This window comes from Yoonia rosea (assembly GCF_900156505.1).
GTDB classification, from domain to species: domain Bacteria; phylum Pseudomonadota; class Alphaproteobacteria; order Rhodobacterales; family Rhodobacteraceae; genus Yoonia; species Yoonia rosea.
In genome coordinates, this window is the sequence record NZ_FTPR01000001.1 from 1,481,540 (window position 1) to 1,495,333 (window position 13,794).

At 56.5% G+C, this 13,794-nt stretch carries 17 protein-coding genes and 1 riboswitch; of the genes, 9 read left to right on the top strand and 8 right to left on the bottom strand.

Annotation, left to right across the window (positions count from 1 at the left end; all coding sequences use genetic code 11):
- The 7 genes from B0B09_RS07305 to aat all read left to right on the top strand — a co-directional run bounded on the left by B0B09_RS07305 (position 1) and on the right by aat (position 5,844).
- Positions 1 to 1,200, top strand: coding sequence for a branched-chain amino acid ABC transporter permease (locus B0B09_RS07305; protein WP_076659022.1), 1,200 nt, complete (start codon positions 1 to 3; stop codon positions 1,198 to 1,200).
- 11 nt (positions 1,201 to 1,211) lie between these two features.
- Positions 1,212 to 1,970, top strand: a complete 759-nt coding sequence (locus B0B09_RS07310) for an ABC transporter ATP-binding protein (RefSeq protein WP_076659023.1) — start codon at positions 1,212 to 1,214, stop codon at positions 1,968 to 1,970.
- 54 nt (positions 1,971 to 2,024) lie between these two features.
- Positions 2,025 to 2,774 (top strand): ABC transporter ATP-binding protein, encoded by a 750-nt coding sequence (locus B0B09_RS07315; protein WP_076659024.1) that lies wholly within the window; start codon positions 2,025 to 2,027, stop codon positions 2,772 to 2,774.
- Positions 2,775 to 2,884: 110 nt separating this feature from the next.
- Positions 2,885 to 3,217, top strand: a complete 333-nt coding sequence (locus B0B09_RS07320; protein WP_076659025.1) for a hypothetical protein — start codon at positions 2,885 to 2,887, stop codon at positions 3,215 to 3,217.
- Positions 3,218 to 3,335: 118 nt separating this feature from the next.
- Entirely contained in the window at positions 3,336 to 3,830 is a 495-nt protein-coding gene (accB, locus tag B0B09_RS07325; RefSeq protein ID WP_055296445.1) for an acetyl-CoA carboxylase biotin carboxyl carrier protein, read from the top strand.
- A gap of 10 nt (positions 3,831 to 3,840) precedes the next feature.
- Positions 3,841 to 5,187, top strand: coding sequence for an acetyl-CoA carboxylase biotin carboxylase subunit (gene accC / locus B0B09_RS07330; protein WP_055296444.1), 1,347 nt, complete (start codon positions 3,841 to 3,843; stop codon positions 5,185 to 5,187).
- Positions 5,188 to 5,193: 6 nt separating this feature from the next.
- Positions 5,194 to 5,844 carry a leucyl/phenylalanyl-tRNA--protein transferase gene (aat, locus tag B0B09_RS07335; RefSeq protein WP_076659026.1) on the top strand — a complete coding sequence of 217 codons (651 nt, stop codon included), beginning with the start codon at positions 5,194 to 5,196 and terminating at the stop codon, positions 5,842 to 5,844.
- On the opposite strand, the gene B0B09_RS07340 is transcribed toward aat, so the two are convergent.
- The 7 genes from B0B09_RS07340 to metZ all read right to left on the bottom strand — a co-directional run bounded on the left by B0B09_RS07340 (position 5,808) and on the right by metZ (position 11,846).
- Complete coding sequence (locus B0B09_RS07340) at positions 5,808 to 6,293, bottom strand: DUF2155 domain-containing protein (RefSeq protein ID WP_084190751.1); 486 nt, start codon at positions 6,291 to 6,293, stop codon at positions 5,808 to 5,810. The genes aat and B0B09_RS07340 overlap by 37 nt on opposite strands.
- A 10-nt stretch (positions 6,294 to 6,303) precedes the next feature.
- Positions 6,304 to 6,687 (bottom strand): NADH:ubiquinone oxidoreductase subunit NDUFA12, encoded by a 384-nt coding sequence (locus B0B09_RS07345; protein WP_076659027.1) that lies wholly within the window; start codon positions 6,685 to 6,687, stop codon positions 6,304 to 6,306.
- Between the two features lie 59 nt (positions 6,688 to 6,746).
- Complete coding sequence (locus B0B09_RS07350) at positions 6,747 to 7,130, bottom strand: RidA family protein (RefSeq protein WP_076659028.1); 384 nt, start codon at positions 7,128 to 7,130, stop codon at positions 6,747 to 6,749.
- Between the two features lie 4 nt (positions 7,131 to 7,134).
- Complete coding sequence (gene clpX, locus B0B09_RS07355; RefSeq protein ID WP_076659029.1) at positions 7,135 to 8,400, bottom strand: ATP-dependent Clp protease ATP-binding subunit ClpX; 1,266 nt, start codon at positions 8,398 to 8,400, stop codon at positions 7,135 to 7,137.
- A 224-nt stretch (positions 8,401 to 8,624) separates the two neighbouring features.
- Positions 8,625 to 9,245, bottom strand: coding sequence for an ATP-dependent Clp protease proteolytic subunit (locus B0B09_RS07360; protein ID WP_055296440.1), 621 nt, complete (start codon positions 9,243 to 9,245; stop codon positions 8,625 to 8,627).
- A 147-nt stretch (positions 9,246 to 9,392) separates the two neighbouring features.
- Complete coding sequence (gene folE2 / locus B0B09_RS07365) at positions 9,393 to 10,496, bottom strand: GTP cyclohydrolase FolE2 (RefSeq protein ID WP_076659840.1); 1,104 nt, start codon at positions 10,494 to 10,496, stop codon at positions 9,393 to 9,395.
- Positions 10,497 to 10,670: 174 nt separating this feature from the next.
- A complete protein-coding gene (gene metZ / locus B0B09_RS07370) occupies positions 10,671 to 11,846 on the bottom strand; it encodes an O-succinylhomoserine sulfhydrylase (protein ID WP_076659030.1) in 1,176 nt (391 codons plus the stop codon).
- Positions 11,847 to 11,910: 64 nt separating this feature from the next.
- Positions 11,911 to 11,988, bottom strand: a riboswitch (SAM riboswitch).
- Between the two features lie 91 nt (positions 11,989 to 12,079).
- Here metZ and B0B09_RS07375 point away from each other — a divergent pair.
- On the top strand, positions 12,080 to 12,787 hold the full coding sequence (locus tag B0B09_RS07375; RefSeq protein ID WP_076659031.1) for a glutathione S-transferase N-terminal domain-containing protein: 708 nt from the start codon (positions 12,080 to 12,082) through the stop codon (positions 12,785 to 12,787).
- A 58-nt stretch (positions 12,788 to 12,845) separates the two neighbouring features.
- Entirely contained in the window at positions 12,846 to 13,175 is a 330-nt protein-coding gene (locus B0B09_RS07380; protein ID WP_076659032.1) for a PilZ domain-containing protein, read from the top strand.
- Here B0B09_RS07380 and B0B09_RS07385 read toward each other — a convergent pair.
- The gene (locus tag B0B09_RS07385; protein WP_076659033.1) at positions 13,172 to 13,783 is read right to left on the bottom strand and encodes an inner membrane-spanning protein YciB; all 612 of its coding nucleotides are present in this window, start codon (positions 13,781 to 13,783) and stop codon (positions 13,172 to 13,174) included. The two genes, B0B09_RS07380 and B0B09_RS07385, sit on opposite strands and share 4 nt — an antisense overlap.
- Between the last annotated feature and the right edge of the window lie 11 nt (positions 13,784 to 13,794).

Genomic DNA, 13,794 nt, shown 5'->3' on the forward strand with positions numbered 1-13,794 from the left:
ATGCTTGGTCTCGAAAAGAAAGACTTCCGGCTGCTCCTGATCGTCATCGGTCTGACGGCGTTCGCCCCATTCCTGCTTAATCCCTTCCCCGAAGGCTCGGATTTGGCACAATTCAACGCAGGCTACCCTGACCTGATGCAGCGTTTTGTGATCTTTGGTATCTTCGCCATCGGTTTCAACATCCTGTTTGGTCTGACCGGCTATCTCTCATTTGGCCACGCCGCCTTTTTGGGCGCGGGGTCATACGGGGCGGTCTGGATGTTCAAACTGCTCAGCATGAACGTGCTGCCGGCGATCGCGATCAGTGTTGTGATTGCGGGCCTCTTCTCGCTGCTGATTGGCTATATCTCGTTGCGGCGTTCAGGCATCTATTTCTCAATCCTGACACTGGCCTTTGCGCAAATGTCCTTTGCGCTGGCCTATTCGGTGCTGACACCGATCACAGGCGGCGAGACAGGCCTGCAGCTGGCATTAAACGATCCACGGATCTTTGGTGCCGCGCAGACAGCGACAGGCAACATCCCTGTCCCTGCTCTCTTCGGGCTCGAGATGCGCTCAAGCTTTGAGTGGAACGTGGGTGCATGGCTGTTCACGTTCAATGCGGGCTACTATCTGGCTGCATTCTTCATGATCATCGCCTTCTATATCTCGATCCGGATTTTCCGGTCACCCTTTGGCATGATGCTGCGTGCGATCAAGTCCAACCAGACCCGGATGAGCTATACAGGTCTGAACGCCCGTCCCTATACGCTTGCGGCCTTTGTGATCTCCGGCATGTATGCGGGTCTGGCCGGTGGTCTGATGGCATCAATGGACCCTCTTGCAGGGGCCGAGCGGATGCAGTGGACAGCATCGGGCGAAGTCGTTCTGATGACGATCCTCGGCGGCGCAGGGACCTTGATCGGTCCGGTGCTTGGCGCGGGTATGATCAAGTACTTTGAAAACATCTTCTCCAAGATCAACGAAACGATCCTGCACGGGTGGTTTGCCTTCCTGCCGGATGGTCTTGAGGATGTGGTTGTCGCGATGATCTATCCGTTCATCGGCAAAGGCTGGCACCTGACCCTGGGTATCATGTTCATGCTGGTCGTGATCTTCCTGCCCGGTGGCCTTGTGCAAGGTGGCCAGAAAATCGGGGCTCTCTTCAGCCGCAAGAAACCCGCAGAGACCAAGCCAAACGCCACTGAACCGGCCGAATAAGGAGACAGACGATGGGTTTGTTAGAAGTAAAAGGCATCAACAAGCGGTTTGGTGGTTTGCAAGCGCTGGGTGACGTGAACCTGAGCATCAAGGAAAACACCACCCACGCGATCATCGGGCCCAACGGTGCGGGCAAATCGACCCTGCTGAACGTGCTGGTGGGCAAGCTGATCCCCGATAGCGGATCGGTGATGTTTGACGGTCAATCCGTGCTGGGGCGCGCCCCGCATGAGATTAACCAGATGGGCATCAGCCGCGTGTTCCAGACACCGGAGATCTTCAGCGATCTGAGCGTATTTGAAAACGTGATGATCCCCTGCTTTGCCAAACGCGATGGCGCGTTCCGGCTGCATGCGATCGAAAGCATCTTCGCGGAAAAAGGGATCCAGCAGCAGGCCGAAGCGATCCTTGATGACGTCAACATGCTTGAGAAACGCGATATGCTGGCATCGAGCCTGTCACGCGGCGACAAGCGGCGCCTAGAAATGGCGATGTGTCTGGTGCAGGATCCCAAACTCTTGCTCTTGGACGAACCCACTGCGGGCATGGCGCGGGCGGATACGCAGAACACGATCGCTCTGCTGAAAGAAATCCGCGAAAAGCGCGGGATCACGATGGCCATCATCGAGCATGACATGAATGTGGTGTTCTCATTGGCCGAGCGGATCACCGTGCTCGCGCAGGGCACCCCGCTTGTGGAAGACACCCCTGACAACATCAAAGGGCACCCAAAGGTGCGCGAGGCATATCTGGGCGAGGCGCAAGTCTAATACCAGCGGGTCCTAGCAATAGGGCCCGGCGAGCCCAATACCGGAGTTACAAACATGAACGCACCTTTCAACAAGAACGCCAATAACGCCGCCACCCACCCTGCTTTCCTGAGCCTATGGGAGGTCGAGGCCTATTACGGCGAAAGCTACATCGTCCAGAACGTCAGCTTCAACGTCCACGAGGGCGAGATCCTCGCGCTTTTAGGGCGTAACGGCGCTGGCAAGACTTCAACGCTGCGGACCATCGCCCGTCTGGATGATCCGGCATTGACCCATGGTGAAATCTGGCTGGATCATAAACCCCTGCACGAGATGAAATCCCATCAGGCGGCGCAACACGGTATTTCCCTTGTGCCAGAGGACCGCCGCATCATCCCCGGCCTGACGGTGGAAGAAAACCTGCAACTGGCCCAGATCGCCCCGCCCAAAGGCTGGTCTTTGGAACGGATTTACGAGCTGTTCCCGCGTCTGGGTGAGCGCCGCAAGCAAGAGGGTGTCACCCTGTCGGGTGGTGAGCAGCAGATGTTGGCGATTGCCCGTGCGCTTGCCCGTGACATCAAGGTGCTGCTGCTGGACGAACCCTATGAGGGTCTCGCCCCGGTCATCGTGCAGGAAATCGCCAAAACACTGGGCGTGATCCGTGATCAGGGCATCACGACCGTGATCGTGGAACAAAACGCGGTTGCCGCGCTCAAACTGGCGGACCGCGCGGTGATCCTCGACATTGGCAAGGTCGTTTTTGACGGCTCTGCCAAAGAAGTTCTCGAAAATACCGCGCTGCGCGAGCAATACCTCGCCATTTGATCCAGCGTTAATCTTAAATCGCAGAGATATTTATCTCTGCGATTAAGGTTTCAGTAATCCGGAAAAGCGATTCTTGAGGTGTCAACTTCACGCTTTTCGGAGCCTTGATTATGGAAATACCACTTTCTTTTCCTGCGCCTGCCGCCGCCACTGCCGTTGGTCCTATCCTTCCCCGCGCAATCACGACCAAAGTGCAGGCCATTGAACCAACAGACCCCAGCGCGACACTGCCTGACAACAAACACTATGTGGCGCAGGTTGTGACGGCGCGGCTATCCGGTGCGGAATATCCTAATAATCCGTCGGAAATAGCCCCACCAGAGCGGACGTTGCGCCCTTATGACGTGCCCATGCTCCCGTATGAGGGCGAGAGCGAGACCAACCTACCAACCGCAGCAGACGCAACGACCGCAGCGGATGATGGTGACGAAACGACAGCATAAGCGTTTTTCGAGATCGCTGCGCTTTCCACCTTCGTTGGCTTGCCCTATAAGAACGCTGATGCTTTGTGACGTAACGTCGCTAAAGCCAGAATAATATGGGCAACCGGCCGAGGAAAACATGGGCAACAAAACTTCTCACGATAGCGACGTCAGCTTTATTGCGGCATTGGCCGAGCTGTTGCGCGAAAATGATCTGACTGAACTGCAAGTTAAAAGGGACTATGGCGAAAACGACAGCCTGAACGTGCGCGTCAGTCGCCAGACCCAGACAATCGTGCAAGCCAGTGCGCCTGCGGCCGCAGCACCAGCAGCCCTCGCCCCTGCGGCACCGACTGCGCCTGCAGCGCCCGCGGCTGATATGTCCGACCCATCTAATCACCCCGGTGCGGTGACATCCCCCATGGTCGGCACAGTCTACATGGCCCCCGAGCCAGGAGCGGCCCCTTTTGCGACAGTCGGCGCGACAGTCAAGGAAGGCGATACAATCCTGATTATCGAAGCCATGAAAACGATGAACCACATTCCTGCGCCACGCGCCGGCACGATCAAGCGCATTCTGGTCGAAGATGGTGGTCCGGTCGAATTCGGCGCACCTCTTGTGATCATCGAATAAGGGCAGACCCATGTTCGATAAAATCCTTATCGCGAACCGGGGCGAAATCGCCTTGCGCGTCGTGCGCGCCTGCCGCGAAATGGGCGTCAAATCCGTTGCAGTGCATTCCACCGCTGACGCTGACGCCATGCACGTGCGCATGGCGGATGAGGCGATCTGCATCGGCCCCCCTTCTTCCGCGCAAAGCTATCTGTCATTTCCCGCCATCATTTCTGCGTGTGAAATAACCGGCGCGCAGGCCATTCACCCCGGTTACGGCTTTCTGTCCGAAAACGCGGCCTTTGTGCAGGCGGTCGAAGACCACGACCTGACATTCATCGGCCCTACAGCCGAACATATCCGCGTCATGGGCGATAAAATCACCGCCAAAGACACGATGAAAGCATTAGGCGTGCCTTGTGTGCCCGGCTCAGACGGCGGCGTGCCAACTTTGGCTGATGCCAAGCGCATCGGCGAGGAAGTCGGCTATCCGGTCATCATCAAAGCCACCGCTGGCGGCGGTGGCCGCGGCATGAAAGTGGCGCAAACCGCTGCTGACATGGAGCAGGCGTTCCATTCGGCCCGCGCCGAAGGCAAAGCCGCTTTCGGCAATGACGAAGTCTATATCGAGAAATATCTGACCACGCCGCGCCACATCGAAATTCAGGTCTTTGGCGACGGGAAAGGCAACGCAGTCCACCTTGGTGAACGTGATTGCTCGCTCCAGCGCCGCCACCAGAAAGTCTTTGAAGAGGCCCCGGGCCCTTGCATCACACCCGAGTTGCGCGCACGGATCGGTAAGGTCTGTGCCGATGCTGTCGCCAAGATCAACTATATCGGCGCGGGCACGATCGAGTTTCTCTTTGAAAACGACGAGTTCTACTTCATCGAAATGAACACGCGTTTGCAGGTGGAACATCCTGTGACCGAAGCCATCTTTGGCGTCGATCTGGTGCGTGAACAGCTGCGCGTGGCGTCAGGTCTGCCTATGTCGTTCACGCAGGACGATTTGCAAATCAACGGGCATGCCATTGAAGTGCGGATCAACGCGGAAAAACTGCCAAACTTTTCGCCCTGCCCCGGCACGATTACGCAATATCACGCGCCCGGTGGCTTGGGTGTGCGGATGGATTCAGCGCTTTATGACGGCTATCGCATCCCGCCCTACTACGACAGTCTGATCGGCAAGCTGATCGTGCATGGCCGCGACCGCCCGGAGGCGCTTGCGCGATTGGAGCGTGCGTTGGGAGAGTTGATCGTTGACGGCGTCGATACCACCATCCCGCTCTTCCACGCGCTCTTGGCCGAAAAAGCCGTTCAAACCGGTGACTATAACATCCACTGGCTTGAACACTGGCTTGAAGACCACCTCCACTAGCGCGCCATGAAAGATAATGCGCCCACCCTGACCGCCGATCTGCTTTTGCAGGCCTATCAGGTGGGCGTATTTCCGATGTCAGAGGGGCGCGACGACCCCGAGGTCTTCTGGGTCGATCCACGCATGCGCGGCGTGTTCCCTTTGGACGGTTTCCGCATTTCCCGCAGTCTGGCGCGGCGGATGCGGCAAAGCACCTATACTGTCACATTTGATTCGGCTTTTGCCGATGTTGTGCGCGGATGTGCGGACCGCGATGAGACATGGATTAACGCCACGATCTTTGAGCTTTACTGCGAATTGCACGCAACCGGCTTTGCCCATTCCATTGAGGTTTGGGACAAGGAGCGGCTTGTCGGCGGGGTTTACGGTGTGACCATCGGGGCGGCGTTCTTTGGCGAAAGCATGTTCAGCCGTGCCACAGACGCATCAAAAATCGCCCTCGCCTATCTGGTGGACCGGCTGCGTCTCTCGGGGTTTCAGCTTTTTGATACGCAGTTCATTACACCGCATCTGGCCAGTCTGGGTGCTGTTGAAATTCCGCGCGAGCACTATCATGCGCTCTTGGCGCAAGTCCTATCACAGGACGTTTCTTTTGATGCAAAGAGTTCCGTTCCGAAAGCTCAGGACGTGATACAGCGCAACGCCCAAACGTCATAGCGGGGGTGGTCCATCGCGTTCAGTGCGGGGGATGAGGCCAGCATCCAGCCGCTGAAAAGCGGCGTGGTTTCGCGCGTATCCCGCACCAGAAGTTCCGCAAATGCATCGCCCGACGGGTTTTCGACAGGATAACGGCAGTCGTTCATCGTGACCGTAAGAAAGCCAAGACTGGCGGTTTCGCCTGTCCCAAGGGTAAGGTCGGTGACGTAACCGGTCAGCTTGTCCAACACGCGCAGCTCGCCGGATGTGGCACTGGCCACCTGCAACGTGATGGCCTCTCTGACGGTCGTCAGCAGCTCTTCTTCTTCCTCATTGGGAACTGTCGTCAGCTGACCAATCAATTCATCAAGCGGGATCTGCTCAATCGGGGTTGTCACAATGTCCTGCGCGCCAAGCGGTGCTGCGATCAGGGACAGGCCAAGAAGAGAAGATGCAAAAAATGACCGCATGACAGCGCGCCTATTCTGGCGTCCACGCCTCATAGTCCGAGCGTGCAACGGGTGCTTTCCTGCGGATGGACCCCGCAGGAGCATAGGCCGCCATCGTGCCGGTCTGGTTTTCCTGATGCGGTTTTTCCCAAGCTTTGTGCGCAACGGGCACTTCGGTCGGTGGCTGGTCCCATGTGTGGTGGAGCCAACCATGCCATTCGGGGGTCACGCGTGTGGCTTCATTGTCGCCGTTGTAAATCACCCAGCGGCGGCTATCGTCCTTGTTGCGGTAATAGATATTACCCTCGGCATCTTCACCGACCTTGTTGCCATTGCGGCTTGTCCAAAGCTGGGTGCCAAAAGACTGGCCGTCCCACCATGTGAAAATACGTTTGATGTTGTGACCGAGGCTCATATCACGTCTCCGATTGATCGCCCTTTCATGCACGAATGACGCAGAAAGGTCCAGTGGGTTCAGGCGGCAACCCGCGCAGTCACCTCGATTTCGATCTTCATTTCCGGCGCTTGCAGGTCCGCCGAAATCATCGTCGCGGCAGGCCTTGCCTGCGCGAATGCCTGCGATGTGATGGGCCAGCACTTGGGCCATTCAGATTTGTCCGGCACAATATAATTGACCCGCACCACATGATCGAGCCCGCTGCCCGCCTCTTTCAACGCTTTGGCGATCGTTGCGAGCGCGTTTGTGCATTGCTCTTCAATGGTCTCGGGCATGACCATAAGGGTATAATCGTATCCCGTGGTGCCCGCCACAAAAACCCAGCCATCAGCAACAACAGCACGGCTATAGCCGATTTGGGCTTCGAAAGGGGATCCAGTGCTGATGTGACGGACGCTCACGGTCTTAGCTTGCGGTCGCAGATTCTTTCTTTCTGCCATCATCATGGATCATCAAGGGGGCGACATCAGATGTGACCGCCTCTTCGTTGACGACCACTTCGGTCACAGTATCCATGCCGGGCAAATCAAACATGGTATCCAGCAGAATATCTTCCATAATTGACCGCAATCCGCGTGCCCCCGTCTTGCGCTCGATCGCGCGTTTGGCAATCGCGCTCAGGGCATCCTCGGTAAAGCTCAGCTTTGTGTCCTCAAGCTCGAACAAGCGCTGGTACTGTTTCACCAAAGCGTTCTTTGGCTGGGTCAGGATCGTGATCAGCGCGTCCTCGTCCAGATCCGTCAGCGTTGCAATCACTGGCAAACGACCGACGAATTCCGGGATCAGACCAAACTTCAACAGATCCTCAGGCTCCAGATCCTTGAAAATCTCGCCAACGCCGCGGTCGTCTTGCTCACGGACATCCGCACCAAAGCCCATGCCGGACCCTTTGCCGCGCTGTGCGATGATTTTATCAAGGCCTGCAAACGCACCGCCGCAGATGAACAGAATGTTCGTTGTGTCCACCTGCAGGAATTCCTGCTGCGGATGCTTGCGCCCGCCCTGCGGCGGCACAGAGGCAACCGTGCCTTCCATGATCTTCAGCAGCGCCTGCTGCACACCCTCGCCCGACACATCACGTGTGATCGAGGGGTTGTCGGACTTGCGCGTAATCTTGTCGACCTCGTCAATATAAACGATGCCGCGCTGTGCGCGTTCCACATTGTATTCAGAGGCCTGCAGCAGTTTGAGGATGATGTTTTCCACATCCTCGCCCACATAACCCGCTTCGGTCAGGGTCGTTGCATCGGCCATGGTGAAGGGCACATCCAGAATCCGCGCCAGCGTTTGCGCCAAGAGTGTCTTACCACAGCCTGTCGGCCCGATCAGCATAATGTTCGATTTTGCCAATTCGATATCGGTCTTATCGGCGTGGTTCAGGCGCTTGTAATGGTTATGCACCGCCACGGACAGCACACGCTTGGCGTGCATCTGGCCAATGACATAATCATCCAATACGCCACAAATCTCGGAAGGTGTCGGAACGCCGTCGCCTGCTTTCAGGCCTGCGGTCTTGGTCTCTTCGCGGATAATATCCATGCAAAGTTCGACACATTCGTCACAGATAAAGACGGTCGGACCGGCAATCAGCTTACGCACCTCATGCTGGCTTTTGCCGCAAAAGCTGCAGTACAGCGTGTTCTTGCTTTCGGTGCCGCTCGTATTCGCCATTTCAAACCTCTTGACCGGTCAGGTCATTCAAACATCATTCGGACTGCTTCTGCAACAACACTAGGACAGCCCGCCAAGGTCCACAATGTCAAAATGACCATGCGCACATCGTCGTTAACAACACACTAATGCGCTGGCAAATCAGCCATGGAACCATAATTCGTCAGAAAAAAGACAAACGCGGCCGAAACCGCGTTTGTTTGCCGCAGCGTTGCGAAAAGGCCTTAATCCTCGGCTTTGACGCGGTTTTCGACGATCTCGTCAATCAAACCCCACTCTTTTGCCTCTTCAGGCGACATGAAATTGTCACGCTCCAAAGCGGCCTCAACCTTTTTCAGGGTGTTGCCGGTGTGCTTGACGTAGATCTCATTCAGACGGGTTTTCAGCTTCTGGGTTTCTGCGGCGTGGATCATGATGTCCGTCGCCTGTCCCTGATAGCCACCCGATGGCTGGTGCACCATGACGCGGCTGTTGGGCAGGGAGAAACGCATGCCTTCATGCCCTGCGGTCAGCAAGAGCGAGCCCATGGAGGCGGCCTGCCCGATCACCAGCGTGCTGACCTTGGGGCGGATGTATTGCATCGTATCATAGATTGACAAACCGGATGTCACCACGCCGCCGGGGCTGTTGATATACATGCTGATTTCTTTTTTCGGGTTTTCCGATTCAAGGTGCAGAAGCTGCGCGACGATCAGCTGGCTCATGCCGTCATGGACAGGGCCATTCACAAAAATGATGCGCTCTTTCAACAGGCGCGAGAAGATGTCGTAGGCGCGCTCACCCCGTGCGGTCTGTTCGACCACCATTGGGACAAGGTTCATATAGGTCTCGACGGGGTCTTGCATAACTACTGCCTCATATTCGGACGAAGGGTCCGCGTTCCATTATCAGGGCTGACTCTAGTGTTGGGCGTCAGGGGCTTCAAGGGCTGAGGCGACGTAAGTATGGTTAACGGCGCCGGGGCGTAAGGTGGGTCTTGACCCACCTTACATTCAGCCAACGTGGAACAGTGACGCGAAAAGCCTTGGATCAAGACTTTCTGCCGCGAATGTGTCGCCCTCTGTCAGCACTGACACCGCGTCATGGCTGTGCAGGCTTTCTTGATGGCTTGCAATCACGCGGAAATCGGAAATCCGCGTATCCAACTGTAATTGCTCCGTAAAGAGCCGCGCCGCATCCTCGACAAAGATCGGATTGGCGGCATTGAGTTCGGCAAAGGCCTGCTCATCCTCGCGCTTGACCATCACTTGCGTTTCGGTCGGCACTGCCGCGCGCGCGCGGTCAATCAAATCCTCGAACCACAGCACATCGGCACCATTTTCCAAAAGCACCGAAATGCGCGCGACCGAACGCTGTGAATGTGGTGTCGCCAGTTGTCCGCGGAATTGGCGGGCATGTTCGGACAATTCCAGCGAACACGGGCACGTCGACGAATAGACATAATCAAGGTGCACGATCTTTTTGCGCACCCCTGCGCTTTCCACCAGTTCCAGTGCGATATCGTAATACTGATAGCCAGACAGACCGGACCGCAGGCTTTCCACCTTCATTGGAAAGCTGAACCGCATCTGGATGCGCGCGTCAAAGCTTTCCAGATCGGTCTTATAGGCATCCAGCGCTTTCTCGATCACTTCAAAGCTAAAGGTCTCGCCCGCGTGCTTGTAGAAGGTCCGCATGATGCGGGACATGTTGATGCCCTTCTTCTCCGCCTCAAGCGATACGGTGCCGGTTACAGAGGTTTCCAGGGTCAGATCTCCGTTGTCGCGGGTATGGAACCGGATCGGCAAGCGGAAATTGGAAATGCCCACATGCTGGATCTGCTGCTGCGCCCCACGGATCAGGCTGGATGGCCCGTTCTGCAAATCAGGCATCGACGCCTTATAGGCCTCGTCCACCTCGAAGTCTTCAGGATAGGCCCGCGCCAAAGCAGGATAGTTCGACACCTCTTGCCCGGGGATCAAACGTGAGACCAGCGGATCGAGTGTCGCCACTTCCTCGGCTGTCACATCGACCGCCCAGCGGCGCAAAAGCGCCAAAGCGGCCTCGGCCTCGGCCCGTGTAGGTTCGCGATCCATATCACGAGAGTGGATATTCATGTCTGTGCTCCCCGTTGGTGCTATCGACACCCCAACATGGGGCTGCGCATCGGATTTTCCAATGATATCTTTGTAGATACGTTGCAAATCCGCGCGTGGATCAGTCATGAGCCTGGCCTTTCTGACCCCTTCACCTGTGCGATTTAAGCATAATTCAGGTTGCACGTCACCTCATCACAAGGACGCGATTGCCGCGCGCAGGTCAGCCAGCAGATCATCTGGGTCTTCCAGACCGACACTCATCCGGATCAGACCCGGAGTAATCCCCAAGATCGCCTTGGTTTCCGGCGTCAGCCTTTGGTGCGTTGTCGTCGCGGGATGTGTCGCGATGGATTTCGCATCACCAAGGTTGTTGGAAATTGTCCAGATTTCTAGCGCGTTCAACAGCGCAAAGGCCGCCTTTTGCGAACCTGCATCAATCGCAAGCACGGTGCCACCCGCCTGCATCTGCGCCATGGTCAACGCGAATTGCGCATGGCTGGCAAGACTGGGGTAGATGACATTGGCAAGTTTGCCGTCCGCCTCAAGCTGTTCTGCCAGATACAGCGCCGTCGCCGCCTGCGCGCGCACCCGCAGGTCGATTGTTTCAAGCCCTTTGAGCATCATCCACGCAGTAAACGGCGACATCGAACCACCGGTGTGCTTCATGTAGGGCTCTACCGTACCACGGATAAACTCGCGCGTCCCGAGGATCACCCCGCCCAGCGCACGGCCCTGTCCGTCGATATGCTTTGTCGCCGAATAGACAACCACATCCGCCCCCTGTTCCAACGCATTCGAAAAGACTGGCGTTGCAAAGACGTTATCCACGATCACGGTCGCATCCACGGCGTGGGCAAGCTTGGATACGGCAGCAATATCAGTCACTTCCAGTGTCGGGTTCGAGATGCTTTCAAAGAACACCACCTTGGTATCGGGCCGGATCGCGGCCTCCCAGGCAGCAAGATCGGTGCCGTCGACAAAGGTCACCTCAACGCCATAGCGCGGCAGGATTTCTTCGAGAATATAAAGGCACGAACCGAAAAGTGCGCGGGCAGATACGACATGATCACCGGCCTTGAGCATAGACGTCAGCGCCCCGTTGACCGCCGCCATACCCGAGGCCGTGGCAAACCCGTCCTCGGCCCCTTCAAGGGCCGCAATCCGGTCTTCGAACATCGCCACGGTGGGGTTTCCGTAACGCGCATAGATGAATTCGTCCGCGCCCGCCTTGATGAACCGCGCCTCGGCGTCTTCGGCTGTGTCATAGACAAAGCCCTGGGTCAGATAGATTGCTTCGCTGACCTCATTATACTGGCTGCGTCTGATCCCTGAATGCACCGCCTTGGTGCGCTTTTTCCACGTATCCATCTTTTCTTCCTCGCGCATGCCGCACGCAATAAAAAACCCCGATACCGGATAAGGGGCATCGAGGTTGAACAACCTAGAGTCCTCTTTAGCGGCATGTTTAACGTGGCCCGCAATCCGGTAACAAATCGCCACGCTGCCACCATTACGCCGCGATCTGGCTTGCGTCAAGCGCTCCGCTCTTGCCCTTTCCCAGCTTCCTGCGATGCTGTCGGACAAGAACCAAGGACAGACCCATGACCCAACCGATTGATCTTTATTTCTGGCCCACACCCAACGGATGGAAGGCCACGATTGCACTCGAGGAGATGGGGCTGCCCTATACGCTCCACCTGGTGGATATCGGGGCGGGCGATCAGTTCAAACCAGACTTTCTGGCGATTTCGCCCAACAACCGGATGCCAGCGATTGTCGATCCAGATGGGTCGGACGGCGCCCCGATTTCGATTTTCGAATCCGGCGCGATCCTGCAATACCTCGCCCGCAAGACCGGCCAGTTCTATGGCGCAACCGAACGCGACCGCATCAGCGTAGATCAATGGCTGATGTGGCAAATGGGCGGGCTGGGTCCGATGGCGGGCCAAGCGCATCACTTTCTGAAATACGCGCCCGCGATGGACCCACCCAATGACCTGCCCTATGCCAAAGACCGCTACCGCAATGAAACCGCACGCCTCTATGGGGTGCTGGACAGACAGTTGGCCAAGCATGAATTTGTAGCGGGCGATTTCTATTCGATCGCGGATATGTCGATCTGGGGCTGGGCGTCGCTTTGGGAAGGCCAGCAGCAAACTTTGGATGACAAACCGCATATGGCGCGCTGGCTCGAGACGATGGCTGCGCGCCCCGGTGTTCAGCGTGGCCGTGCGGTTGCAGCGGAAAAGCGCGGTGATTTCCGCAAAGACACCGGCGCACAGAACGTCCTTTTTCGCAAGCAGACGTAACGATTTGTTAGTAACGCAGGTTTAGAAAGGGTCCCAACCTTTAGATTGGGGCCCCATCATGCAGTACCGCCAACATCGCTATGCAACACAGTTTCCGATCAAACTCTCCACACCGGCAGGTGTATTCGAGTGTTCGGTGATCGACGTAAACAATACCGGTGCACGTCTTGCAGGTGCGGGCCAGTTGACACGCGGTGACAAGGTTGCGTTTCAGGTTCTCAACCACAAGGCAGAGGCAATTGTCCGCTGGGTGTCAGGAACACGTGCAGGCATTACATTTCGCCCGCACCTGAGCGATATCCAAGTCGATACACTACGCTATCGCCGCGACAGAGCCAATTATCACCAGCACCGCGCCGGCGGCATGCACTATCGCGAAATGCGTTAGTCTTTTGCAGCCTCTGCAGGCTCAATAAAATATTGCTGCAGTCTGTAGATCTGCACCCACAGGAACACCATTAGCACCGCAGGGAACGCAAAAGTCTCTAGCTTGACCCACAGGTCAGTCGTCTGTGTGCGCCAGATAATTTCATTCGCAATTCCCAGAGCCGCAAACATATAGCAAAGCCGGCGGGTAAAGATCATCCAGCCCTCTTTCTCCATCGGCAAGAACTCTTCCATGACGTACTGCAAATAGCTCTGCCCCCGCAGCAGACCGATTCCCAGCAGGCCAGCCATGACGCCGTAAACGATCGTGGTTTTCATTTTGAAAAACCGCTCATCGTTGAAATAGGCCGTCAGACCGCCAAAGAAGATGACCATAAATGCGGTGAAAACCTGCATCCGGCTCAGCTTGCCTGTCAGCATCCAGAGCACGGCCATTGCCGCCAGAAGGATCGGGATAAAGATCAGGGCAGAGACGATAAAACCGGTATACTCGGTGCCACCAAACGTAAATGTCTCATCCCTGATCCGCAGATAAATCAGGAAAAACGCAAGCGTCGGCCCAAGTTCCAAGACCTGTTTCAGAATTGGATTGATGGTTTTCTCAGCCATAGATGTCTCCT

Excerpts from the sequence above, each read along its gene's own strand:
- B0B09_RS07305 (WP_076659022.1), top strand. The coding sequence starts at position 1 with ATGCTTGGTCTCGAAAAGAAAGACTTCCGGCTGCTCCTGATCGTCATC.
- B0B09_RS07310 (WP_076659023.1), top strand. The coding sequence starts at position 1,212 with ATGGGTTTGTTAGAAGTAAAAGGCATCAACAAGCGGTTTGGTGGTTTG.
- B0B09_RS07315 (WP_076659024.1), top strand. The coding sequence starts at position 2,025 with ATGAACGCACCTTTCAACAAGAACGCCAATAACGCCGCCACCCACCCT.
- B0B09_RS07320 (WP_076659025.1), top strand. The coding sequence starts at position 2,885 with ATGGAAATACCACTTTCTTTTCCTGCGCCTGCCGCCGCCACTGCCGTT.
- accB (WP_055296445.1), top strand. The coding sequence starts at position 3,336 with ATGGGCAACAAAACTTCTCACGATAGCGACGTCAGCTTTATTGCGGCA.
- accC (WP_055296444.1), top strand. The coding sequence starts at position 3,841 with ATGTTCGATAAAATCCTTATCGCGAACCGGGGCGAAATCGCCTTGCGC.
- aat (WP_076659026.1), top strand. The coding sequence starts at position 5,194 with ATGAAAGATAATGCGCCCACCCTGACCGCCGATCTGCTTTTGCAGGCC.
- B0B09_RS07340 (WP_084190751.1), bottom strand. The coding sequence starts at position 6,293 with ATGCGGTCATTTTTTGCATCTTCTCTTCTTGGCCTGTCCCTGATCGCA.
- B0B09_RS07345 (WP_076659027.1), bottom strand. The coding sequence starts at position 6,687 with ATGAGCCTCGGTCACAACATCAAACGTATTTTCACATGGTGGGACGGC.
- clpX (WP_076659029.1), bottom strand. The coding sequence starts at position 8,400 with ATGGCGAATACGAGCGGCACCGAAAGCAAGAACACGCTGTACTGCAGC.
- B0B09_RS07360 (WP_055296440.1), bottom strand. The coding sequence starts at position 9,245 with ATGCAAGACCCCGTCGAGACCTATATGAACCTTGTCCCAATGGTGGTC.
- folE2 (WP_076659840.1), bottom strand. The coding sequence starts at position 10,496 with ATGAATATCCACTCTCGTGATATGGATCGCGAACCTACACGGGCCGAG.
- metZ (WP_076659030.1), bottom strand. The coding sequence starts at position 11,846 with ATGGATACGTGGAAAAAGCGCACCAAGGCGGTGCATTCAGGGATCAGA.
- B0B09_RS07375 (WP_076659031.1), top strand. The coding sequence starts at position 12,080 with ATGACCCAACCGATTGATCTTTATTTCTGGCCCACACCCAACGGATGG.
- B0B09_RS07380 (WP_076659032.1), top strand. The coding sequence starts at position 12,846 with ATGCAGTACCGCCAACATCGCTATGCAACACAGTTTCCGATCAAACTC.
- B0B09_RS07385 (WP_076659033.1), bottom strand. The coding sequence starts at position 13,783 with ATGGCTGAGAAAACCATCAATCCAATTCTGAAACAGGTCTTGGAACTT.